Origin of the sequence: Streptacidiphilus sp. P02-A3a, from assembly GCF_014084105.1 — a bacterium.
Classification (GTDB): Bacteria; Actinomycetota; Actinomycetes; order Streptomycetales; family Streptomycetaceae; genus Streptacidiphilus.
This window is the reverse complement of the sequence record NZ_CP048289.1, coordinates 7379969-7401595: the sequence shown is the minus strand read 5'-3', so window position 1 is coordinate 7401595 and position 21627 is coordinate 7379969. Positions and strand designations below refer to the sequence as shown.

The following is a 21627-nucleotide window of genomic DNA, read 5'->3' as shown; positions in this document are numbered from 1 at the left end:
TGTGGGTCAGCGGGTGGCGTCGGCGATGGACTCATGGGCGGCGGCGACCACGGCCTCGGCGGTGATGCCGAACTCCCGGTAGAGGACCTTGTAGTCGGCGGAGGCACCGAAGTGCTCCAGGCTGACGTTGCGTCCGGCGTCGCCGGTGTAGCGGTGCCAGGTGAGCGCGATCCCGGCCTCGACCGAGACCCGGGCGCGGACGGACGGCGGCAGCACCGAGTCGCGGTAGGCGCGGTCCTGCTCCTCGAACCACTCGACGCAGGGCATCGAGACGACCCGGGTCGGGATCCCCTCGGCCTGCAGCGCCTCGCGGGCCGCGACGGCGAGCTGGACCTCGGAGCCGGTGCCGATCAGGATCACCTGGGCGGCGCCGCCCTCGGCCTCGAACAGCACGTAACCGCCCTTGGCCGCGTGCGGGTTCGCCGGGTAGGTGGGGACGTTCTGCCGGGTCAGCGCCAGACCGTGCGGGGCGGGCTTGGCGGTGTGGCGGCGGAACACCTCGGCCCAGGTGGCGACGGTCTCGTTGGCGTCGGCCGGGCGGACGATGTTCAGGCCCGGGATGGCGCGCAGCGCGGCCAGGTGCTCGACCGGCTGGTGGGTCGGGCCGTCCTCGCCGAGGCCGATCGAGTCGTGCGTCCAGACGTAGCTGACCGGCAGCTGCATCAGCGCGGCCAGGCGCACCGCGCCGCGCATGTAGTCGGAGAAGGTGAGGAAGGTGCCGCCGTAGACGCGGGTGTTGCCGTGCAGCGCGATGCCGTTCATGACCGAGCCCATGGCGTGCTCGCGGATCCCGAAGTGGATCGTGCGGCCGTAGGGGTTGGCACCCGGCAGCGGGTTGCCGACCGGCAGGAACGAGGAGTTGGGGTCGATCGTGGTGAGGTTGGAGCCGGCCAGGTCGGCCGAACCGCCCCACAGCTCCGGGACGACCGGGCCGAGGGCCTTGAGCACCTCGCCGGACGCCTTGCGGGTGGCGACCTCCTTGCCTGCCTCGAACGACGGCAGCGCCCGCTCCCAGCCGTCGGGCAGCTCGCCCGCGACGATCCGGTCGAACTCGGCGGCCCGCTCCGGGTTCTCCGAACGCCAGTCCTGGTACCGCTTGTCCCAGGCGGCGTGCGCCTCGCGGCCGCGGTCGGCGACCTCGCGGGCGTGCGCCAGCACCTGCTCCTCGACCTGGAAGGACTGCTCCGGGTCGAAGCCGAGGACCTGCTTGGTGGCGGCGACCTCGGCCGCGCCCAGCGCGGAGCCGTGGGACTCCTCGGTGCCCTGGGCGTGCGGGGCGGGCCAGGCGATGATGGTGCGCGCGGCGATGATCGAGGGGCGCTCGGTCTCGGCCTTGGCGGCGGCCAGCGCGGCGTGCAGTTGGTCGACGTCGAAGTCGCCGCTGGCGGCCGGGGTGATCCGCTGGACGTGCCAGCCGTAGGCCTCGTAGCGCTTCAGCACGTCCTCGGAGAAGGCGGTCTCGGTGTCGCCCTCGATCGAGATGTGGTTGTCGTCGTACAGGAAGACCAGGTTGCCCAGCTTCTGGTGGCCGGCCAGCGAGGAGGCCTCGCCGGAGACGCCCTCCTCCAGGTCGCCGTCGGAGCAGATGCCCCAGATGGTGTGGTCGAAGGGGGAGGTGCCGGGGGCGGCGTCCGGGTCGAACAGGCCGCGCTCGTAACGGGCGGCCATGGCCATGCCCACCGCGTTGCCGACACCCTGGCCCAGCGGACCGGTGGTGGTCTCGACCCCGGCGGTGTGGCCGTGCTCGGGGTGGCCGGGGGTGAGCGAGCCCCAGGTGCGGAAGGACTTGAGGTCGTCGAGGGTCAGCCCGTAGCCGGAGAGGTAGAGCTGGATGTACAGGGTCAGGCTGGTGTGACCGGGCGACAGCACGAAACGGTCGCGGCCGGCCCAAGCGGGGTCCGCCGGGTCGTGCTGCAGGAAACGCTGGAACACCAGGTAGGCGGCCGGAGCCAGGGACATGGCCGTGCCCGGGTGGCCGTTGCCGACCTTCTGCACGGCGTCCGCCGCCAGAACGCGGACCGTGTCCACTGCCCGCTGGTCGAGATCGGTCCACTCAAAGGTAGTGCTCGGCGTCGTACTCACCCTGAATCAGGGCTCCTTCCGTATCGTCATTCGACCCGGTGCCGGGCGCCGTCGACGGTGGCGGACCTGGTCACAGAGCGTTGACCCGCTTGACGAGTCGAGCCTACCGCTCATGCGTACGCCGAATCCCGCGACGGCCGACCAGCGGACGGGCGAGCGCCGTCGCGGACCCGCATACCCACTCTCCACGCTGCCAGCCTGATGGATCGCCGCGCCGTCCGCCCGCTGAACGGGGCAACACGGTTACCTGAACCAGGACCCGGCGCGGGGGCGGAGATACGCAACGTCTAAGGTGGCGTGGTACGCGCAGGATCGCCGAGGGCCACGCCCCGGGCCGGTATCTGTGGATCTTCGTCTACCAGGGGTGTTCGTGACCGCCGTCGAATCCCGTCCTGCCGGGCTGGTCAAGGCGAACCCCGGGCACCGGCCGTGGCCGGCCCGTCTCGGGGCCTTCGTAGCACTGACCAAACCGCGGATCATCGAGCTGCTGCTGATCACCACCGTGCCGGTGATGTTCCTGGCGCAGCGCGGCGTCCCGAACCTGCTGCTGGTGCTCGAAGTCGTGTTCGGCGGCTACCTGTCGGCCGGCGGGGCCAACGCGCTGAACATGTACATCGACCGCGACATCGACGCGCTGATGCACCGCACCGAGCGGCGTCCGCTGGTCACCGGGATGGTCTCGCCGCGCGAGTGCCTGGTCTTCGGGATCGCGCTGGCGGTCGCCTCGACGGCCTGGTTCTGGCTGCTGGTGAACCCGCTGTCGGCGGCGCTGGCGCTGGGCGCGCTGCTCTTCTACGTCTTCGTCTACACCCTCGGCCTCAAGCGCCGCACCGCGCAGAACATCGTCTGGGGCGGCATCGCGGGCTGCATGCCGGTGTTCATCGGCTGGGCGGCCGTGACCGACTCGCTGGCCTGGGCGCCGGTGGTGCTGTTCCTGGTCATCTTCTTCTGGACGCCGCCGCACTACTGGCCGCTGTCGATGAAGGTGAAGGACGACTACGCCAACGCCGGTGTGCCGATGCTGCCGGTGATCGCCACCAACGAGGCCGTGGCCAAGCAGATCGTCGCCTACAGCTGGGTGATGGTCGCCGTCTCACTGGCGCTGTGGCCGCTGGCGCACACCAGTTGGCTGTACCCGGTGTCGGCGGTGCTGCTGGGCGCGTTCTGGCTGAAGGAGGCGCACGGGCTGCTCGCCCGGGCCCGGGCCGGGGTGGTCGGCGCCAAGCTGAAGGAGATGCGGCTGTTCCACTGGTCGATCACCTACCTGACGCTGCTGTTCGTCGAGATCGCGATCGACCCCTTCCTGAAGTAGCGGGTCCGCGGACCTTCCGGAGCCCCGTGTGCCGCGCGGCACACGGGGCTCCTGTCGTCAGTGGGACTACCGATGGGTAGCATCGGTTTCATGAGCGAAGAGACCAGCAGCGCGGCCCTGTCCGCCGCCGACGAGCGACGCGCCCGGCGCGTCGCCAAGCACATCAGCGCCTTCGCCGCCGCGCACGGCGGCAGCGCCGACGGCGTGGTGGAGTACGTGGGCCGGATCTCCACCCGGATCGTCCTGGTCGCCGCGGACGGCTCCTGGGGCGACCAGGTGGCGCCCACCCCGGCGGTCGCCGACCGCGCGGTCGAGCTCTCCGGGATCACCCGGCACGACTCCTTCGAGGGCGAGCTCGGGCTGAGGGTCCGCACCAGCGCCTACGAGTGGAAGCGGATGGCCGGGCTCCAGCTCGGCGGCAGCCAGCCCGCCGCCTGAGGCCTCCGGGCGAACCGCCGCCGCCGGACGGTCGCGCGGTGTCACCTCGCCACCGTGAGCCGTGGCGGCGATGCTCGGTATGTCGGACATCGCACCGCTGTCGACCCGGTGACGGGTCTGGAGAAGGTGCCGGATCTGCTGACGCACGACCCGGCCCAGGTACCGCAGCTCCGTGCCGTACAGCTTCCTCGTCCGCTACCGCTGAGACTGCTCTGCTGCGGCGCCGCCGACCAGGGGCGCTCGTACGGCGTCAGCGGGAGCGGGAGCCCAGCCCGACCGGGTCAGACGGCGGCCAGGTCCGGCATGGCCTCGATGTCGGACGGGCGGTCCAGCGCGCCGAGTTCGGGGCGGATCCGCAGTGACAGGTGCAGCCGCAGCACCGCCACCCAGACCAGCGCCGCGCCCAGCAGGTGGATGCCGACGACGAGTTCGGGCAGGTGGGTGAAGTACTGGACGAAGCCGATCACCGCCTGCGACAGCAGCACCAGCAGGAACTCGCGGGAGCGGGCGCGCGGCGCGCGCGGGGCGTCCACCGCCAGCAGTACGAAGATCATGGCCAGCGACAGGCCGATGGTGACCATGGCGAAGTCGGCGTGGAACTGGGTCACCTTCTCCCAGTTGAACGGCATCCGCTTGACCGTGGTGCCGTCGCCGGAGTGCGGCCCGGTGCCGGTGGCCAGGGTCCCCGCCACGATCAGCGCCGAGGTCACCGCGATGGTCAGCCGGGACAGGTGCAGCACCGGCCGCCCGACCGTGCGCACCGGCTCGCCGTCGCCCTCGCGGGTCCGCTGCCACATCGCCAGCGCGGCCAGGATCAGCAGCATCGAGGTGAGGAAGTGCACCGCCACCACGAACGGGTTGAGGTGCGACAGCACCGTGATCCCACCGAGCACCGCGTCCACCACGATGATCCAGAACTGCGCCCAGCCCAGCCGGGACACGCTGCGCCGCCACGGGCTGCCGCAGCGGGCGGCGATGATCGCCAGGCCGACCACCACGCACACCACGTCGGTGAGCATCCGGTTGGTGAACTCGATGATCCCGTGGATGCCCATCGCGGCCGTCGGCGCCAGGTCGCCACCGGTGCAGGTGGGCCAGGTCGGGCAGCCCAGGCCGGAGCCGGTGAGCCGGACCGCGCCGCCGGTGACCACGATCAGCACGCTCGCGACCAGGGTCGCGAAGGCCGTCCAGCGGATCACTCGGTCCGGGACGGTGACGTGCTCGGCGAGGAGGGAGAAGGGGGTACGCACGGGATTCATCGTAGATTGCCCGATTACGGATCTTCGCCGAGGGGGCCCGCGACGGCCTCGGGGTCCTCCTCCCGGTCGAGCGCGGCGAGCCGGAACAGCACCACCCCGAGCACCAGCAGCGCCACCCCGACCACCAGCGACGGGACTGCGGCGAAGTGCAGGAAGACGCACATCCCGCAGCCGGGGTTGTCGAAGCCGGGGCTGAACAGCAGGTGCCCGGCCGCGAAGGCGAGCACGCCGCCGGGCAGCGCCAGCACCACCCCGAGCAGGCTCAGCAGACCCCGCCCGACTCGCCGCATGCGCGCCCCCTCCGGCTCGGCCGCCTCGGGCTCAGGCCTCCTTGGCCACCGGGCCGGTGACCGAGCGTTCCGCGTTGCGGCGGGTCTTGGCCCAGCCGTTGCGGCCCATCACGATACGGCCCACGGCCCGCCAGGACACCACGTACAGCGAGACCAGGTACAGCGGGTAGGCGAAACCCCAGCCCAGCGCGCGCCAGAAGCCGGCCTCCGGTTCGCACTTGCGCCGGTAGATCGGACCCCAGATCACGAACTGGCCGAAGGCCATGGCCAGGTAGAGCGCGACCCCGTGCCAGCCGCCGTTGGCGAGGTAGTGCAGCGCCGGGCCCGGGTGCCGGGCGTAGGAGGCCAGCAGCGCGACCATCGGGATCGGGTACAGCAGCGCGCCCAGCAGTTGCAGCCAGGGCTGCACCAGGAAGAAGGTCAGCTCCAGGAAGCCCAGGTTGGGTATCAGGTCGGACCGCCACACCGAGCCGACGTAGCGCAGGCACTGCATCACGCCCTGGGCCCAGCGGGTGCGCTGGGTCAGGAAGCGCTTGGTGTCGAACAGCGCCTCCTGCTCGACGAAGGTGTCCGCGCAGAAGCTGTTGATCCACCCGGCCAGCAGCAGGTGCATGCCGAGCTCGAAGTCCTCCAGCAGCCGCCCGGTCCACGGGCGTCCGCGCTCGGCGGCCAGGTCGTCCAGCGCGCAGAGCCGGGCGAACTGCCCGTTGCCGCCCAGGCAGACGCTGCGGGAGGTCTTCCGGGCGTGCTGCAGCGCGGCCACCGGGGCGCGGAACTCCAGGTCCTGCATCCGGATCAGCAGCCGCGCGTACAGGTTGCGCAGCCGCCCGCCGTCCGGCGCCGGGCGGTGCTCCACCCGGTTCATCATCCGCACCTCGATCTGCACCCCGCCGACCTCGGGCCGGCCCAGGAAGCGGCGGGCGGCCACGTAGTCCAGGCAGCCGGGTTCGGGTCGGCCGTCGGCGTCGAACACACCGACGATGACCCGGGTGCGGTCCGCGTGCGCGGGCAGCCAGTCGTTGAGCATCCGGTACGCCGCGTTCAGCGCCTCGCCCTTGCCCTGCCGGGCCTCCGGACGCCGCCGCTGCACCAGGTGGATGCCGCGGTCGCGCTGCGCGGCCCAGCGGACGATCTCGCCGGTGGCGTCCTCGGAGTCGTCGTCGATCACCCAGATGTGCGCCGTCGGGCAGGCGGCCCGCAGGTACTCCAGGGTCTGCCCGATCACCGCCTCCTCGTCGCGGCAGGGGACGAACAGGTGCCAGTCGTAGTCGCTCGCCTTGCCGGGGCGGCGGCTGCGCCGCACCAGCAGCGGCATCACCAGGCCGACCAGGTACAGCGGGAACAGGAAGCTGAGTACCAGGGTGATCTGGGAGACCAGGGAGAGCAGGCCGGAGGAGGCGGGGGTGGGCATGGGCTGGTTCTCCCAGACGAGTGCTGCCGGACGAGTACTGCCGGACGAGTGCTGCCGGACGGGGCAAGGACGCGTCCGGGCGGACGCGGCGGGGAGCTGCGGCGGGGCACGGCGGCGGGCCGGGGCACTGGGGTCAGGGCCGGGGCCGCGGGCCGGTGGCCGGGCCCGCCGCGTGCGGTCGGGTCAGCGCTTGGCGCGGGCGACCCGGGCCGAACGCATCATCAGCAGTCCGGCCATGACCATGGCCACGGCGAGGACGGTGATGGCTATGCCCGGCAGCCCGAAGCCGGTGTCGGCCAGCTGCGCGCCGCCGAGGACCGCTCCGGCGCCGACGGCGCCCTTGCCTGCGGTTCCGTACATGGTGCTCCTTCCTTGTTGTCTTGCGGTGTGGTGCGGGTGGGACAGCGCGTCCCCGGAGCCGGGGGCGCACGAAACGGGTGCTCAGTCCTCGGTGACGAGCAGCGGATCGGGGACCGGCCGCCCGTCGGCCAGCGCCGCCGCGACGGCGCTGATCCGCCGGGACGCCAGCCCGTCCCCGTACGGGGAGGGGGTCGCCGCCAGCCGTCGGCTCAGGCCGGTGTCGGCCAGCAGCAGCCGGGCCGCGTTGACCAGGTCCGGGCCCGGGGTGGTCAGCCGGGCGAAGCCCGCGGTCACCGCCTCCGGCCGCTCGGTGCTGGTGCGGACGATCAGCAGCGGCTTCTTCAGCACCGTGGTCTCCTCCTGCACGCCCCCGGAGTCGGAGACCAGCAGCCGGGCGCGGCTCGCCAGGGCCAGGAAGGTCGGGTGGTCGACCGGATCGACCAGCCGCAGCCGCCCGTGGGTGGCGTCCAGGCCGAACTCCTTGATCTTCGCCCGGGTGCGCGGGTGCAGCGGCAGCACCACCGGCAGTCCGAGGCCGCTCAGCGACTCCAGGATCGCGGCCAGCCGCACCGGGTCGTCCGCGTTCTCCGGGCGGTGGAAGGTGGCCAGGACGAACTCGCCGGGCGCCGCGTAGCGCTCGACCAGGGCGGCCCGGTCGGCCGGGGCGGGCAGCGAGCGCAGCGTGGCCTCGACCACGGTGTTGCCGGTGACCCGGATCCGCTCCGCCGGCACGCCCTCGGCCAGCAGGTTCCCGGCGGCCTCCGGGGTGGCCGCGCAGTGCAGGTCGGCGAGCACGCCGACGACCTGGCGGTTGATCTCCTCCGGCATGGAGCGGTCCCGGGAGCGCAGCCCGGCCTCGACGTGGACCACCGGGATGCCGCAGTAGTGGGCGGCCTGGGCGCCCGCCGAGGTGCTGTTGGTGTCGCCCTGGACGATCACCGCGTGCGGTCGGTCGAGGGTGAACTCCCGGGTCAGCTCGGCGATCAGGGTGCCGACCTGGTGCCCGCGGCCCCAGGGGCCGGTGGCGCCGTCCAGCAGCAGGTGCGGGTCGGGCAGGCCGAAGTTGCCGAAGAAGGCGCCGGACAGCGAGCTGTCGTAGTGCTGTCCGGTGTGCACGATCCGGGCCCGGTCGCCGAGTTCGGTGATCACTCCGGCGAGCTTGATGATCTCGGGACGGGTGCCGAAGACCACGGCGATGTCGCGGCTGGAGGCAGTGGGCGAGCTGGACATCTTTCCCCGGATGGAGTGCTGGCGCCCGGGCGTCAGCTCACGAGCGGTTCCGGCGCGAGCGCGTGGGGATGACGTGAAGAACGCGTTCCCCTCCGTGCCGCCGTCGTGCAGATAGTAGGGGGAACCGGTGAAATCGAACATTGGGCGGAGCAGCGTCGCTGGGAATGTTGTAGCTTCGTGATGATCTGTGGCTGTCCTGTGAAATCCGGGCACACACGGTGAGCCAGGTGCCATACTCCGCGCCGCGCGACCGCCCGGCTACTCCCAGCGGAAGAAGCGTCCGGCGGCGGCCAGTCCCAGCACCGCCCAGACGGCCAGGATGCCGAGGTCGGACCACGGCGTCGAGGCCCCCTGCTGGAGCACCGAGCGCAGCCCGTCGGAGAGCGCGCTGATCGGCAGCGCCTCCAGCACCGGCCGGACGGCGCCGGGGAACTTCGACAGCGGTACCACCACCCCGCCCGCCAGCAGCAGCAGGATGAAGACCAGGTTGGCGGCGGCCAGCGTGGCCTCGGCCCGCAGCGTCCCGGCCATCAGCAGCCCCAGGCCGGAGAAGGCGGCGGTGCCGAGCAGCAGCAGCGCGGCGACCGCCAGCGGGTCGCCGTGCGGGTGCCAGCCCAGCGCCAGTGCGATCGCGGACAGCAGCACCACCTGGAGTACCTCGGTGACCAGCACGCTGCCGGTCTTCGCGGTCATCAGCCCCCAGCGCGGCAGCGGGCTGGCGCCCAGCCGCTTGAGCACGCCGTAGCGGCGCTCGAAGCCGGTGGCGATGGCCTGCCCGGTGAACGCGGTGGACATCACCGCCAGCGCCAGCAGTCCCGGCGCGAGGAAGTCCACCCGCGCCCCCGGGCCGGTGGTGCTGACGATGTCCACGGCGCTGAACAGCACCAGCAGCACGCTCGGGATCACCACCGTGAGCAGCAGCTGCTCGCCGTTGCGCAGCAGCATCCTGGTCTCCAGGGCGGTCTGCGCGCGCAGCATCCGGCCGATCGGGGCGGCGCCGGGCCGGGGGGTGTAGGCGGTCATGCGCGGAGGTCCCGTCCGGTCAGTTCGAGGAAGACGTCTTCGAGGGTGTTCCGCTCGACGGCGAGCCGTTCCGGCATCACCCCGGACTGCGCGCACCAGGTGGTGACGGTCGCCAGCAGCTGCGGATCGACCGCGCCCTCGACCAGGTAGCTGCCCGGGGTCGGCTCGGTGGCCCGGCTGCCGTCCGGCAGCGCCTTGACCAGCGTGGCCAGCTCCAGGCCCGGGCGGGCCCGGAAGCGGACGGTGTTGCCCGCGTCCGCCTGGCACAGCTGCTCCGGGCTGCCCTCGGCGATCACCCGGCCGCCGTCGACGATGGCGACGTGGTCGGCCAGCGCCTCGGCCTCGTCCATGTGGTGGGTGGTGAGCACCACGCTGACGCCGTCCGCGCGCAGGTCGCGGACCAGGTCCCAGGTGGCGTGCCGGGCGTGCGGGTCGAGCCCGGCGGTGGGCTCGTCCAGGAAGACCAGCTCCGGGCGGCCGACCACGGCCATGGCCAGCGCCAGCCGCTGCTGCTGGCCGCCGGAGAGCCGCCGGTAGCTGGTCCGGCCGCAGGAGCCGAGGCCCAGCCGCTCGGCCAGGGCGTCCACGTCCAGCGGGTGGGCGTGCAGGGTGGCGGTGTGCTTCAGCATCTCCAGCGCGCGGGCGCCGGGGTAGATGCCGCCGGACTGGAGCATCACCCCGATCCGCGGGCGCAGCCGGGCGGCGTCGGCGACCGGGTCCAGGCCGAGCACCCGGACCGTCCCCGCGTCCGGACGGCGGTAGCCCTCGCAGATCTCCACGGTGCTGGTCTTGCCGGCGCCGTTGGGGCCGAGGACGGCGGTGACCGCGCCGGTGGCCACGGTGAGGTCGAGCCCGTTCACGGCGGTCTTGTCGCCGTAGCGCTTGACCAGGCCCCGGATCTCGACGGCGGCCTGTGCGGCTTGGGAGTGCATGGCGACGAGTCTACGAAGCGCTGGGACCAGGTCAGTGTTAGGTAACCCTTAGTGATCCATCAGACAGCGCCGGGTGTGACCGGAGGTTGTCGCCGCGGAATGAATTACGCAACAATGGCGTTGTGAAATACATGCGAGAGCGGAACGAGAGCCCGGAGGGCGCCCCGGCGGTGCCCCAGGGCCCCGTGCCCTCACGCGACCGCGTGGCCCGTTCCATTCTGGACCACGGCCCCAGCAGCGCCGCCGACCTGGCGGACCGGCTCGGCATCACCCAGGCCGCCGTGCGCCGCCATCTGGACGCGCTGGTCGCGGCCGGACTGGTGGCCGCCCGCGAGCAGAAGGTCTACGGCCACCGCGGCCGGGGCCGTCCGGCCAAGGTGTTCCTGCTGACCGACTCCGGCCGGGACGCCTTCTACCAGGCGTACGACCAGCTCGCCGCGGACGCCCTGCGCTTCCTCTCGGAGGCGGCGGGCGGTGGCGAGGCCGGGCGTGAGGCGCTGGCCGCCTTCGCCAGGGCGCGGCTGGACCGCGACGCCCAACGCTACCGCGAGGCACTGGCCGATTCCGGCGAGTGCACCCCCACCGAGGCGCTGGCGGGGGCGCTCTCCACCGACGGGTACGCTGCCACGGTGCGGCGGGCCCCCTCCGGAGAGCAGCTCTGCCAGCACCACTGCCCGGTCGCGCACATCGCCGAGCAGTTCCCGCAGTTCTGCGAGGCCGAGACCGAGGTCTTCTCGCAGCTGCTGGGCACCCACGTGCAGCGGCTGGCCACCATCGCCCACGGCGACGGGGTCTGCACCACCTTCGTGCCCGCTCCCTCCGTACCCGCACCTGTCGTCGTCCCCACCGAAGTCTCCGGGAGGAACCCCGCATGACCACTACCGCTCACCCGGAGCTTGACGGCCTGGGCACCTACGAGTTCGGCTGGTCCGACTCCGACACCGCCGGGGCGACCGCCAAGCGCGGCCTGTCCGAAGCGGTGGTCCGCGACATCTCGGCGAAGAAGTCCGAGCCGGAGTGGATGCTGAACCTGCGGCTCAAGGGCCTCAAGCTGTTCGCGAAGAAGCCCATGCCGACCTGGGGTTCCGACCTGACCGGCATCGACTTCGACAACATCAAGTACTTCGTCCGGTCGACCGAGAAGCAGGCGGAGTCCTGGGAGGACCTGCCCGCCGACATCAAGAACACCTACGACAAGCTGGGCATCCCGGAGGCCGAGAAGCAGCGCCTGGTCGCCGGTGTCGCCGCCCAGTACGAGTCCGAGGTCGTCTACCACCAGATCCGCGAGGACCTGGAGGAGCAGGGCGTGATCTTCCTCGACACGGACACCGCGCTGAAGACGCACCCGGAGCTGTTCCAGGAGTACTTCGGCACGGTCATCCCGGTCGGCGACAACAAGTTCGCCTCGCTGAACAGCGCGGTGTGGTCCGGCGGATCGTTCATCTACGTGCCGAAGGGCGTGCACGTGGACATCCCGCTGCAGGCCTACTTCCGGATCAACACCGAGAACATGGGCCAGTTCGAGCGGACGCTGATCATCGTCGACGAGGACGCCTACGTCCACTACGTCGAGGGCTGCACCGCCCCGATCTACTCCTCCGACTCGCTGCACAGCGCGGTGGTGGAGATCATCGTCAAGAAGGGCGGCCGCTGCCGCTACACGACCATCCAGAACTGGTCGAACAACGTCTACAACCTGGTGACCAAGCGTGCCGTCGCGCACGAGGGCGCGACCATGGAGTGGGTCGACGGCAACATCGGCTCCAAGGTCACCATGAAGTACCCGGCCGTGTACCTGATGGGCGAGCACGCCAAGGGCGAGACCCTGTCGATCGCCTTCGCGGGCGCCGGCCAGCACCAGGACGCCGGGGCCAAGATGGTCCACATGGCGCCCAACACCTCCTCCAACATCGTCTCCAAGTCGGTGGCCCGGGGCGGCGGCCGGACCAGCTACCGCGGTCTGATCGAGATCGGCGAGGGCTCCAAGGGCGCCAAGTCGAACGTCCTGTGCGACGCGCTGCTGGTGGACACGATCTCCCGCTCGGACACCTACCCCTACGTGGACGTCCGCGAGGACGACGTGTCCATGGGCCACGAGGCCACGGTCTCGAAGGTCAGCGAGGACCAGCTGTTCTACCTGATGAGCCGGGGCATGACCGAGTTCGAGGCGATGGCGATGATCGTGCGCGGATTCGTCGAGCCGATCGCCAAGGAGCTCCCGATGGAGTACGCGCTGGAGCTCAACCGGCTGATCGAGCTGCAGATGGAGGGCTCGGTCGGCTGACCCGGCCCCGCCCGTCCACTTAGACGTCCGTTACGAAAGAGAGCAGCACGAGCAATGGCTGAGGCCACCAACATTCCCGGCGGCTCGACCACGGCCGGCTCCATCGAGGTCGGCACCACCGGGACCGGCGCGCAGCTCGCCGGGCCCGGGACCGGTCGCGAGACCGCCCACCCCGTGGACGCCCGGGTCGACGCGGTCGCGTCCTACGACGTGGCCGACTTCCCGGTCCCCAACGGCCGCGAGGAGAACTGGCGGTTCACCCCGCTGGCGCGGCTGCGCGGTCTGCACGACGGAACCGCCGTCGCCGACGACGCGGCGGTCAAGGTCGACGTCAGCGCCCCGGCCGGGGTCACCGTCGAGCTGGTGGACCGCACCGACCCGCGGGTCGGCAAGTCCGGGAAGCCGGTCGACCGGGTCGCCGCCCAGGCGTTCAGCGGCTTCCAGAAGGCCGGCGTGGTCTCGGTGCCGCGCGACACCATCCTGACCGAGCCGATCCGGATCTCGGTCGCGGGCCAGGGCGGCGCCGCCTACGGCCACCAGGTGGTCGAGCTGGGCGCGTTCGCCGAGGCGCTGGTGGTCATCGAGCACACCGGCGACGCCGTGCTCGCCGCCAACGTCGAGTACCTGATCGGCGACGGCGCCAAGCTCACCGTGGTCTCCGTGCAGGACTGGGACGACACCGCCGTGCACGTCGCCCAGCACACCGCGCTGATCGGCCGCGACGCCTCGTTCAAGTCCGTGGTGATCACCTTCGGCGGCGACCTGGTGCGGCTGCACCCGCGGGTGGTCTACGGCTCCACCGGCGGCGAGGCCGACCTGTACGGCCTGTACTTCGCCGACGCCGGGCAGCACCTCGAACACCGGCTGTTCATCGACCACGACACCCCGCACTGCCGCAGCAACGTCGCCTACAAGGGCGCGTTGCAGGGCCGGGACGCCCGCGCGGTGTGGATCGGCGACGTGCTGATCCGGGCCGCCGCCGAGGGCACCGAGACCTACGAGCTGAACCGCAACCTGGTGCTCACCGACGGCGCCCGGGTGGACTCGGTCCCGAACCTGGAGATCGAGACCGGCGAGATCGTCGGCGCCGGGCACGCCTCGGCCACCGGCCGGTTCGACGACGAGCAGCTGTTCTACCTCCAGTCCCGCGGCATCCCGGCCGACGAGGCGCGGCGGCTGGTGGTCCGCGGCTTCTTCGCGGAGCTGGTCCAGCAGATCGGCCTGCCCGAGCTCCAGGACCGCCTGATCGAGAGGATCGACGCGGAACTGGAGGCCTCCGTCGCATGACCACGGAAGCAACGGAAGGCTTCGTCCGGGTCGCCGCGTTGAGCGAGCTGGAGGCCGACAGCCCGACCCGGGTCGTCGTCGGCGGCGTCGCGGTGTCGGTGGTGCTCGCCGAGGGCGAGGTGTTCGCCATCAACGACATCTGCTCCCACGCCAACGTCTCGCTCTCCGAGGGCGAGGTGGACGGCTGCTCGATCGAGTGCTGGCTGCACGGCTCCAGCTTCGACCTGCGCACCGGAAAGCCTTCCGGCCTGCCGGCCACCCGTCCCGTCCCCGTGTACCCCGTAAAGATCGAAGGGGACGATGTGCTCGTCTCCGTCACCCAGGAGTCCTGAGCCCATGGCTACCCTTGAAATCACCGACCTGCACGTCTCCGTCGAGACCGAGAACGGCCCCCGGGAGATCCTGCGCGGGGTCGACCTCACCGTGAAGCAGGGCGAGACGCACGCCATCATGGGCCCGAACGGCTCCGGCAAGTCCACCCTGGCGTACTCGCTCGCGGGCCACCCCAAGTACACGGTCACCGGCGGCTCGGTCACCCTGGACGGCGAGGACGTCCTGGCGATGACCGTGGACGAGCGGGCCCGGGCCGGGGTGTTCCTGGCCATGCAGTACCCGGTCGAGGTGCCCGGCGTCTCGGTCTCCAACTTCCTGCGGACCTCCGCCACCGCCATCCGCGGCGAGGCGCCCAAGCTGCGTACCTGGGTGAAGGAGGTCAAGGAGGCCATGTCCGAGCTCCAGATGGACCCGGCCTTCGCCGAGCGCAACGTCAACGAGGGCTTCTCCGGCGGCGAGAAGAAGCGCCACGAGATCCTGCAGATGGAGCTGCTCAAGCCGAAGGTGGCGATCCTCGACGAGACCGACTCCGGCCTCGACGTGGACGCGCTGCGGGTGGTCTCCGAGGGCGTCAACCGGGTGCGTTCCACCGGTGACGTCGGCACCCTGCTGATCACCCACTACACGCGCATCCTGCGCTACATCACCCCCGACTACGTGCACGTGTTCGCGGCCGGGAAGATCGTCAAGTCCGGTGGTCCCGAGCTGGCCGACGAGCTGGAGAACGAGGGCTACGAGAAGTACGCGAAGGGCGGCGCGTCCGAGTGATCCACACCCCCCGTTCCGGCCCGGTCGTTCCCTCGGCCCTCGACACCGACGCGATCCGCAAGGACTTCCCGGTGCTCCAGCGGGTGCTGCACGGTGACAAGCCGCTGGTCTACCTGGACAACGCGGCCACCTCGCAGAAGCCCCGGCAGGTGCTCGACGCGATGAACGCGTACTACGAGCAGCACAACGCCAACGTCCACCGGGGCGTGCACACGCTCGCGGAGGAGGCCACGGCGCTCTACGAGGGTGCCCGGGACAAGGTCGCCGAGTTCGTCAACGCGCCGAGCCGGGACGAGGTGGTGTTCACCAAGAACGCCTCCGAGTCGCTCAACCTGGTTGCCAACATGCTCGGTTGGGCCGACGAGCCGTACCGGGTCGGCCCGGACTCCGAGATCGTGATCACGGAGATGGAGCACCACTCCAACATCGTCCCGTGGCAGCTGCTGGCACAGCGCACCGGCGCGAAGCTGAAGTGGTTCGGGCTGACCGACGACGGTCGGCTCGACCTGTCCAACATCGACGAGGTGATCACCGAGCGGACCAAGGTGGTCTCGTTCGTGCTGGTCTCCAACATCCTGGGCACGGTCAACCCGGTCGAGGCGATCGTCCGCCGGGCGCAGGACGTCGGCGCGCTGGTGGTCATCGACGCCTCGCAGGCGGCGCCGCACATGACGCTGGACGTGCAGGCGCTGGAGGCCGACTTCGTCGCCTTCACCGGCCACAAGATGCTGGCCCCGACCGGCATCGGCGTGCTCTGGGGCCGCCAGGAGCTGCTGGAGGACCTGCCGCCGTTCCTGGGCGGCGGCGAGATGATCGAGACCGTGTCGATGAGCTCGTCCACCTACGCCCCGGCGCCGCACAAGTTCGAGGCCGGCACCCCGCCGATCTCGCAGGCCATCGGCCTGGGCGCGGCCATCGACTACCTCACGGCGGTCGGCATGGACGCGATCGCGGCGCACGAGCACCGGATCACCGAGTACGCGCTGGAGCGGCTGCGCGAGGTGCCCGAGCTGAAGATCATCGGTCCGCCCACGGCCGAGAACCGGGGCGCGGCGATCTCCTTCACGCTCGGCGACATCCATCCGCACGACGTCGGCCAGGTGCTGGACGAGCAGGGCATCGCGGTCCGGGTCGGCCACCACTGCGCGCGGCCGGTCTGCCTGCGGTACGGAATTCCGGCGACCACGCGGGCGTCTTTCTACCTGTACTCCACGGCGGCGGAGGTGGACAGCCTGATCGACGGGCTGCACCACGTCCGCAACTTCTTCGGCTGAGCCGGGCCCAGAGAGGAGGCGCGACGCGATGAAGATGGACTCGATGTACCAGGAGATCATCCTGGACCACTACAAGCACCCCCACGGCAAGGGGTTGCGTGACGGTGACGCCGAGGTGCACCACGTCAACCCCACCTGCGGTGACGAGATCACCCTGCGGGTGCGGCTGGACGGCGGCACCGTCGCCGATGTCTCGTACGACTCGCAGGGCTGTTCGATCAGCCAGGCCAGCGCCTCGGTGCTGAACGACCTGCTGGTCGGCAAGAGCGTGGGCGAGGCGCAGCAGATCCAGGAGGCCTTCCTGGAACTGATGCAGAGCAAGGGCCAGGCCGAGGGCGACGAGGAGGTCCTGGAGGACGCCATCGCCTTCGCCGGGGTCTCCAAGTACCCGGCCCGGGTGAAGTGCGCCCTGCTGAGCTGGATGGCCTGGAAGGACGCCACCGCCCAGGCGCTGGCTGACACACCTGTGAGGGAGAGCGCATGACCGACACCGCTGACACCGAGGCGACCGCCGGGGGCGCCCCCGCCGAGGCGGAGAGCCCCTTCGTCGGGACCACGGCCGGGACCGTGGCCGTGGACGACCTGATGGAGGCCCTGCTCGACGTGGTCGACCCGGAGCTGGGCATCGACGTGGTCAACCTCGGGCTGATCTACGGCGTCCACATCGACGAGGGCGACGTGGCCACCATCGACATGACGCTCACCTCGGCGGCCTGCCCGCTGACCGACGTCATCGAGGACCAGGCCCGGACCGCCACCGACGGCCTGGTCCAGGACCTGCGGATCAACTGGGTCTGGATGCCGCCGTGGGGCCCGGACAAGATCACTCCCGACGGCCGCGACCAGCTCCGCGCCCTGGGGTTCAACGTCTGACCCCCGCTCCACCCGCGAACGCCGCGCCGCCCCCACCCGGGACGGCGCGGCGTGGTCGTTGTCCGGTTCCGTGCCTCCTCCCGCTTCAGATCCACCCCTTCTGAGTGGCCTTGATTCCGGCCTCGAAGCGGCTGGCGGCCTCCAGCCGCTCCATGACCGAGGCGACCTGGCGGCGTACTGTGCGCAGCGAGATGCCGAGCCGGTGCCCCACGGCCTCGTCGGTCATGCCGCGACCGAGCAACCGCAGGATCTCCTGCTCGGTCCGGGTCAGCCCGGTTTCCGGATCCTGGGCGCGGGTGGCACCCAGCGGGACGGCGGTGGCCCACGCCTGTTCGAAGAGCCCGACCAGGGCGCTGACCAGGCCGGGTTCGGTGACGTAGAGCGCACCTTTGCGGCTGTCGGCGGGGTCGATCGGGACCAGGGCGCGGGCCCGGTCGTTGATGACCAGACGCTGCGGGACGAGCGGTGCCGTGCGGACCTCACCCCCCTGCTCCAGAAGCCAGTTGGCGTGGGCGATGGTCGCCGGGTCGTTACGGACGCTGTCCTGGTAGAGGGTGCGGAACACCACGCCGCGGCTCATGGCCTCGGCGTTCAACGGACGTCCGGCCGCGAGGTCTTCGGGGCGCTGGGCGCCGCCGGGGTGCACTCCCATGCATTCCGTGGTCATGATGCGGGTCATGCACTCCAGCCGGTCCTGGATCGCGTCCATGCCCAGCAGGCGCTCGCCGTGTGCGCCACCGGCGCTCTGACTGTCTGCCCGGGCGGCGACCAGCCGGGTGACCGCCGCCCGTGAGGCGGCCACCCGTGCCTGTTGCTCGGCCAGCTCTGCCTCCTGCCGGAGCAGCATGTTGGCCAGCCCCAACTCGGGCTTGACCGCACGTGGTTGGCCGGGGCGCTCGTGCGAGACGCGGACGAGCATCAACTCCGCCAGGCTGTCCAACGCGTCACGGACCCTACTCTCCCCGATGCCCAGCGAAGCGATCAGCTCAGCCACGCCGAAGTCGGGTTTGTCGAGCATGGTTGCGTAAACCTGCTCGGCGTCTGCGCTGAGCCCCAGCGCGGTGAGCGTGACCATTGTTCCCCCGTCGCGATATTGCCCGGACGACTACTTTTCAATTCGGTCATTTTCCCAGGGCCAAGGGCGGCGATCAAGCGGGTTCGGTCGAGAGTTCGGCCACGTGTGGTTATCGGCTGGCAGCAAAGTGTCAGGCAGGTCGGTGCCACCCGACAGCCCTTCTGCGCTGGTCACGGATGCGGCAGAGTCTTCCGCAGAAGGCAGTCGCCGGCAGGGCAGGCAGATGTCGGCGGGGGTGACCCGAGGCCTTCACCTCCGTTCCGACCACGTGTCCGTGTCCCCGAAAGGGAACCGCTATGTCCTCTTCCGTTCTTCTTCGTTCGGCTGTCCTCGCTGTCGCCGGATTTGTCGCCATTCTTGGCGTACAGGCCCTCGCTGCTTCGGCCGCCGTCCACCCGACCGCTGCGGTCTCCGTGTCGGTCGGCGCCTCCGCCTCATCCGCAGACCAGACCTGGGGCTGAACGGCGTGCACATGGTCCACATCTCCCTGGTCTGCCGGAATCCGGGCGGGGCGGACATCCCCTCCAAGGGGCAGATCCTGGACATTCTGTGGGCCCACGCCACCCAGGCCGACCAGCTCGAACACGTCAGTGCGCACAGCTGCTCCGACCGGGTCCACCTGCTGTTCTTCTTCAGAGAGCGGCTGCTCGCCAGTCCCGAGGAGCAAGCATTCGAACTGCTGCGCCGTTGCTACGCCGCCTCACCTCTGCTGGCCTCCGGATTCCTGCCCGGTGCTGATCCGCAGTCGACCGGACCGGACGCCACCGCGCCACCCGAAAGACTCTGACCGAACGCCCTCCGATCTTTCGCGCAAGTCCATCTAGGGAGATATGTCATGCCTACGTCATCCCATGCGAGCAAACTCCTGGCGGTGTCCGTCGCCGTCGTGACCGCCGCCGGCATCGGGCTCGGCACCGCCCCCGCGGCGTTCGCCGCGGTCGCGAAGCCGGCGGCGGTGGTGAACGCCGCTGTGCATGCCTTCACCTTGGACAATGTGGCCCTGAAGGTGAGCAGCCCGGACATACCCTCAGCCGCGTTCTCTGTCGCCGCGCCGGGGACCGGGGTGCAGGTCGCCTCCGCGGTCCAGGACTCGCCTTTCAGCTACTTCTCGGTCACCGCCGTCCCCTTCGGCCAGCAGCTGCCCGAGTCGGTGTTCCCGGTCTCGAAGGCGGGTGACAGCGCGGCCTGGCGGGCGGCGCTGCACAGCAGCCAGAAGGGTCCGGTGGCTACCATCTTCGGTCAGAAGGTCATCGGCGTCGTCCGGCACAGCCAGGGCGACATGACCGGCAAGAAGGGCTCGGTCACCACGATCGAGACCGTCCAGTGGGTGGTGGACCAGGGGAACCGCACCTGGGTCTTCAACCTTCAGCACGACCAGAGCCGCCTGCCCAAGGCGTTCGGCGCTCAGCTGGTGGTCACCAGCCCTGACAGTGGCGCCAAGACCACGGTCGACCTCGCCAAGCTGAAGGCCGCCCCGGCGCCGGCCCGCCTCGGCATCCGGACGAACGCCACTGTCCCGCTCGGCGCGAATCTGGGGATGCCCTCCTGGTGGACCCAGACCTGCAACGGGAGCGGAACCCTCGAGAACCAGAGCTTCATGGGCCTTCAGGACTGCAGCGGCAACAACTCCATCCATGATGACGTCCCCGGCGTGGAGCAGGACGAGTGGCAGTGCGCGGACCTGAGTGACCGTTACCTGGTCCAGCGCTACGGCTTCCTCGGAAAGGGCGGCAACGGCAACCAGGTCGTGCCCAACGCCTACAACGCCTACTCCAGCATGTTCGACCTGTACAGCAACGGTGACACCACCGCGCCGGTGCCGGGTGACGTTCTCAGCTTCAACGTCAACACCAACGATGACGGACACACCGGGGTGGTCTACCAGTCCGATGTCAACTCCTCCGGCAATGGCACGGTCTACTTCGTCGACCAGAACTTCCCCGATTCGAACGGCTACAACTCCGCCACTGTCACTGACTGGAACGTCGCGGACGTCACCGGGGAGGGCGGAACCGTCGAGTGGCTGCACAACCCCAGCGACACCCCTGTGCCGATTCCCACGGCTTCGTTGACGGGTGTTGCGTCTGGTGCGGTGTTGCGTGGTGATGTGTCGTTGTCGGCGAGTGTGTCGAGTGCGGCGAGTGAGGTGGAGTTCCTGGTTGACGGGAGTGTGGTGGGTACGGCGACTTCTTCGCCGTACCAGGTGACGTGGAATACGACGGGTGTTACTCCGGGGGTGCATTCGGTTTCGGTCAAGGCGGAGAATTCGGCTGGTCAGTGGGGTGCGGTGTCGGCTGCGACGTCGGTGTTCGTGGCGGGGAGCGCGCCGGTGTCGAACACGGTGGTGGAGCCGAACGGGAATGTGGACATTCTGACTGTCGATGCTGCGAATGAGCACTTGATCGATACGTACAACGAGGCGGGTGCGTGGCATGTCACTGATGTGACTGCGAGTTATGGTGCGCCGGAGGTGGAGGGTACGCCGAAGGCTCTGGTGGAGCCGAACGGTGATGTGGACTGGTTGACGATCAACGCGGCCAACGGGCATGTGATGAACACGAATGACTACAACGGCTGGCACACCAGTGACTTGACGTCGTCGTTGGGGACTCCGGCTGCGTCGGGTTCGATCAGTGCGGATGTGGAGCCGAACGGGAATGTTGACTTCCTGACGGTGGACGCGGCGAACGGGCACCTGTACAACACGTACAAGGAGGCTGGTGCGTGGCATGTGACGGATGTGTCGTCGGGGTTCGGTGCGCCGGTGGTGTCGGGTGGTCCGACGGCGTTGGTGGAGCCGAACGGTGATGTGGACTGGCTGACGATCAACGCGGCCAACGGTGATGTGATGAACACGAACGACTTCAACGGCTGGCACACCAGTGACCTGACGTCCAGCCTGGGTACTCCGGTGGGGAAGGGGTCGTTGAGTGCGGATGTGGAGCCGAACGGGAATGTTGACTTCCTGAGCGTGGCTTCGGCGAACGGGCACCTGTACGACACGTACAAGGAGGCTGGTGCGTGGCATGTGACGGATGTGTCGTCGGGGTTCGGTGCGCCGGTGGTGTCGGGTGGTCCGACGGCGTTGGTGGAGCCGAACGGTGATGTGGACTGGCTGACGATCAACGCGGCCAACGGTGATGTGATGAACACGAACGACTTCAACGGCTGGCACACCAGTGACCTGACGTCCAGCCTGGGTACTCCGGCTGCGTCGGGTTCGATCGGTGCGGATGTGGAGCCGAACGGCAACGTCGACTTCCTGACCGCGGCCACGGCCAACGGCGACCTGGACAACACCTACTCCCAGGCCGGTGTCTGGCACGTCTCCGACGTCACCACCGACTTCGGCACCCCCGCCCTCGGCTGACCACAGCGAAACGACTGGTGCCGGTC

21 protein-coding genes are annotated in these 21627 nt (G+C 70.2%); 12 read left to right on the top strand and 9 right to left on the bottom strand.

The window, feature by feature from the left end; translation table 11 throughout:
* Positions 1-6: 6 nt before the first annotated feature.
* A complete protein-coding gene (gene tkt / locus GXP74_RS31030; protein ID WP_182454587.1) occupies positions 7-2082 on the bottom strand; it encodes a transketolase in 2076 nt (691 codons plus the stop codon).
* A 370-nt stretch (positions 2083-2452) separates the two neighbouring features.
* Here tkt and GXP74_RS31025 point away from each other — a divergent pair, with 370 nt between their 5' ends.
* Positions 2453-3394 carry a heme o synthase gene (locus tag GXP74_RS31025; RefSeq protein ID WP_182454586.1) on the top strand — a complete coding sequence of 314 codons (942 nt, stop codon included), beginning with the start codon at positions 2453-2455 and terminating at the stop codon, positions 3392-3394.
* 90 nt (positions 3395-3484) lie between these two features.
* Positions 3485-3832 carry a hypothetical protein gene (locus GXP74_RS31020; protein WP_182454585.1) on the top strand — a complete coding sequence of 116 codons (348 nt, stop codon included), beginning with the start codon at positions 3485-3487 and terminating at the stop codon, positions 3830-3832.
* A gap of 281 nt (positions 3833-4113) precedes the next feature.
* Here the strand turns inward: GXP74_RS31020 and GXP74_RS31015 are convergent, their stop codons facing one another.
* From GXP74_RS31015 to GXP74_RS30985, 7 genes are all read right to left on the bottom strand, one after another.
* Positions 4114-5091: a heme A synthase gene (locus GXP74_RS31015; protein ID WP_182454584.1), complete on the bottom strand. Its 978-nt coding sequence runs from the start codon at positions 5089-5091 to the stop codon at positions 4114-4116.
* Positions 5092-5105: 14 nt separating this feature from the next.
* Entirely contained in the window at positions 5106-5381 is a 276-nt protein-coding gene (locus tag GXP74_RS31010; RefSeq protein WP_182454583.1) for a hypothetical protein, read from the bottom strand.
* A 31-nt stretch (positions 5382-5412) separates the two neighbouring features.
* Positions 5413-6792 (bottom strand): glycosyltransferase family 2 protein, encoded by a 1380-nt coding sequence (locus GXP74_RS31005; protein WP_182454582.1) that lies wholly within the window; start codon positions 6790-6792, stop codon positions 5413-5415.
* A 183-nt stretch (positions 6793-6975) separates the two neighbouring features.
* On the bottom strand, positions 6976-7152 hold the full coding sequence (locus GXP74_RS31000; protein ID WP_182454581.1) for a hypothetical protein: 177 nt from the start codon (positions 7150-7152) through the stop codon (positions 6976-6978).
* A gap of 81 nt (positions 7153-7233) precedes the next feature.
* Positions 7234-8382 (bottom strand): non-hydrolyzing UDP-N-acetylglucosamine 2-epimerase, encoded by a 1149-nt coding sequence (wecB, locus tag GXP74_RS30995; protein WP_182454580.1) that lies wholly within the window; start codon positions 8380-8382, stop codon positions 7234-7236.
* Positions 8383-8640: 258 nt separating this feature from the next.
* Positions 8641-9405, bottom strand: a complete 765-nt coding sequence (locus GXP74_RS30990) for an ABC transporter permease (RefSeq protein WP_182454579.1) — start codon at positions 9403-9405, stop codon at positions 8641-8643.
* Complete coding sequence (locus GXP74_RS30985; RefSeq protein ID WP_182454578.1) at positions 9402-10337, bottom strand: ABC transporter ATP-binding protein; 936 nt, start codon at positions 10335-10337, stop codon at positions 9402-9404. Before GXP74_RS30985 ends, GXP74_RS30990 begins: the two co-directional genes overlap by 4 nt.
* A 131-nt stretch (positions 10338-10468) precedes the next feature.
* Here GXP74_RS30985 and GXP74_RS30980 point away from each other — a divergent pair, with 131 nt between their 5' ends.
* The 8 genes from GXP74_RS30980 to GXP74_RS30945 all read left to right on the top strand — a co-directional run bounded on the left by GXP74_RS30980 (position 10469) and on the right by GXP74_RS30945 (position 17156).
* On the top strand, positions 10469-11212 hold the full coding sequence (locus tag GXP74_RS30980) for a metalloregulator ArsR/SmtB family transcription factor (protein WP_182456759.1): 744 nt from the start codon (positions 10469-10471) through the stop codon (positions 11210-11212).
* Positions 11209-12621, top strand: a complete 1413-nt coding sequence (sufB, locus tag GXP74_RS30975) for a Fe-S cluster assembly protein SufB (RefSeq protein WP_182454577.1) — start codon at positions 11209-11211, stop codon at positions 12619-12621. Before GXP74_RS30980 ends, sufB begins: the two co-directional genes overlap by 4 nt.
* Before the next feature lie 54 nt (positions 12622-12675).
* Positions 12676-13908, top strand: a complete 1233-nt coding sequence (gene sufD, locus GXP74_RS30970) for a Fe-S cluster assembly protein SufD (protein WP_182454576.1) — start codon at positions 12676-12678, stop codon at positions 13906-13908.
* Positions 13905-14240 carry a non-heme iron oxygenase ferredoxin subunit gene (locus GXP74_RS30965; protein ID WP_182454575.1) on the top strand — a complete coding sequence of 112 codons (336 nt, stop codon included), beginning with the start codon at positions 13905-13907 and terminating at the stop codon, positions 14238-14240. The genes sufD and GXP74_RS30965 overlap by 4 nt, the downstream gene beginning before the upstream one ends.
* A 4-nt stretch (positions 14241-14244) precedes the next feature.
* A complete protein-coding gene (gene sufC / locus GXP74_RS30960; protein ID WP_182454574.1) occupies positions 14245-15009 on the top strand; it encodes a Fe-S cluster assembly ATPase SufC in 765 nt (254 codons plus the stop codon).
* Positions 15009-16283, top strand: coding sequence for a cysteine desulfurase (locus tag GXP74_RS30955; protein ID WP_182456758.1), 1275 nt, complete (start codon positions 15009-15011; stop codon positions 16281-16283). The genes sufC and GXP74_RS30955 overlap by 1 nt, the downstream gene beginning before the upstream one ends.
* A gap of 28 nt (positions 16284-16311) precedes the next feature.
* Positions 16312-16767 carry a Fe-S cluster assembly sulfur transfer protein SufU gene (gene sufU / locus GXP74_RS30950; protein WP_182454573.1) on the top strand — a complete coding sequence of 152 codons (456 nt, stop codon included), beginning with the start codon at positions 16312-16314 and terminating at the stop codon, positions 16765-16767.
* A 101-nt stretch (positions 16768-16868) separates the two neighbouring features.
* Positions 16869-17156, top strand: coding sequence for a metal-sulfur cluster assembly factor (locus GXP74_RS30945; protein WP_225448706.1), 288 nt, complete (start codon positions 16869-16871; stop codon positions 17154-17156).
* 85 nt (positions 17157-17241) lie between these two features.
* Here GXP74_RS30945 and GXP74_RS30940 read toward each other — a convergent pair whose 3' ends face one another.
* On the bottom strand, positions 17242-18231 hold the full coding sequence (locus tag GXP74_RS30940; protein ID WP_182454571.1) for a helix-turn-helix transcriptional regulator: 990 nt from the start codon (positions 18229-18231) through the stop codon (positions 17242-17244).
* A 472-nt stretch (positions 18232-18703) separates the two neighbouring features.
* Between GXP74_RS30940 and GXP74_RS30935 the strand changes: the two genes are divergently transcribed.
* Positions 18704-19018, top strand: a complete 315-nt coding sequence (locus GXP74_RS30935; protein WP_182454570.1) for a hypothetical protein — start codon at positions 18704-18706, stop codon at positions 19016-19018.
* 84 nt (positions 19019-19102) lie between these two features.
* A complete protein-coding gene (locus tag GXP74_RS30930; protein WP_182454569.1) occupies positions 19103-21601 on the top strand; it encodes an Ig-like domain-containing protein in 2499 nt (832 codons plus the stop codon).
* Positions 21602-21627: the final 26 nt, after the last annotated feature.

Excerpts from the sequence above, each read along its gene's own strand:
- GXP74_RS31020 (WP_182454585.1), top strand. The coding sequence starts at position 3,485 with ATGAGCGAAGAGACCAGCAGCGCGGCCCTGTCCGCCGCCGACGAGCGA.
- GXP74_RS31015 (WP_182454584.1), bottom strand. The coding sequence starts at position 5,091 with ATGAATCCCGTGCGTACCCCCTTCTCCCTCCTCGCCGAGCACGTCACC.
- GXP74_RS31010 (WP_182454583.1), bottom strand. The coding sequence starts at position 5,381 with ATGCGGCGAGTCGGGCGGGGTCTGCTGAGCCTGCTCGGGGTGGTGCTG.
- GXP74_RS31005 (WP_182454582.1), bottom strand. The coding sequence starts at position 6,792 with ATGCCCACCCCCGCCTCCTCCGGCCTGCTCTCCCTGGTCTCCCAGATC.
- GXP74_RS31000 (WP_182454581.1), bottom strand. The coding sequence starts at position 7,152 with ATGTACGGAACCGCAGGCAAGGGCGCCGTCGGCGCCGGAGCGGTCCTC.
- wecB (WP_182454580.1), bottom strand. The coding sequence starts at position 8,382 with ATGTCCAGCTCGCCCACTGCCTCCAGCCGCGACATCGCCGTGGTCTTC.
- GXP74_RS30990 (WP_182454579.1), bottom strand. The coding sequence starts at position 9,405 with ATGACCGCCTACACCCCCCGGCCCGGCGCCGCCCCGATCGGCCGGATG.
- GXP74_RS30985 (WP_182454578.1), bottom strand. The coding sequence starts at position 10,337 with ATGCACTCCCAAGCCGCACAGGCCGCCGTCGAGATCCGGGGCCTGGTC.
- GXP74_RS30980 (WP_182456759.1), top strand. The coding sequence starts at position 10,469 with ATGCGAGAGCGGAACGAGAGCCCGGAGGGCGCCCCGGCGGTGCCCCAG.
- sufB (WP_182454577.1), top strand. The coding sequence starts at position 11,209 with ATGACCACTACCGCTCACCCGGAGCTTGACGGCCTGGGCACCTACGAG.
- sufD (WP_182454576.1), top strand. The coding sequence starts at position 12,676 with ATGGCTGAGGCCACCAACATTCCCGGCGGCTCGACCACGGCCGGCTCC.
- GXP74_RS30965 (WP_182454575.1), top strand. The coding sequence starts at position 13,905 with ATGACCACGGAAGCAACGGAAGGCTTCGTCCGGGTCGCCGCGTTGAGC.
- sufC (WP_182454574.1), top strand. The coding sequence starts at position 14,245 with ATGGCTACCCTTGAAATCACCGACCTGCACGTCTCCGTCGAGACCGAG.
- sufU (WP_182454573.1), top strand. The coding sequence starts at position 16,312 with ATGAAGATGGACTCGATGTACCAGGAGATCATCCTGGACCACTACAAG.
- GXP74_RS30945 (WP_225448706.1), top strand. The coding sequence starts at position 16,869 with ATGGAGGCCCTGCTCGACGTGGTCGACCCGGAGCTGGGCATCGACGTG.
- GXP74_RS30940 (WP_182454571.1), bottom strand. The coding sequence starts at position 18,231 with ATGGTCACGCTCACCGCGCTGGGGCTCAGCGCAGACGCCGAGCAGGTT.
- GXP74_RS30935 (WP_182454570.1), top strand. The coding sequence starts at position 18,704 with ATGGTCCACATCTCCCTGGTCTGCCGGAATCCGGGCGGGGCGGACATC.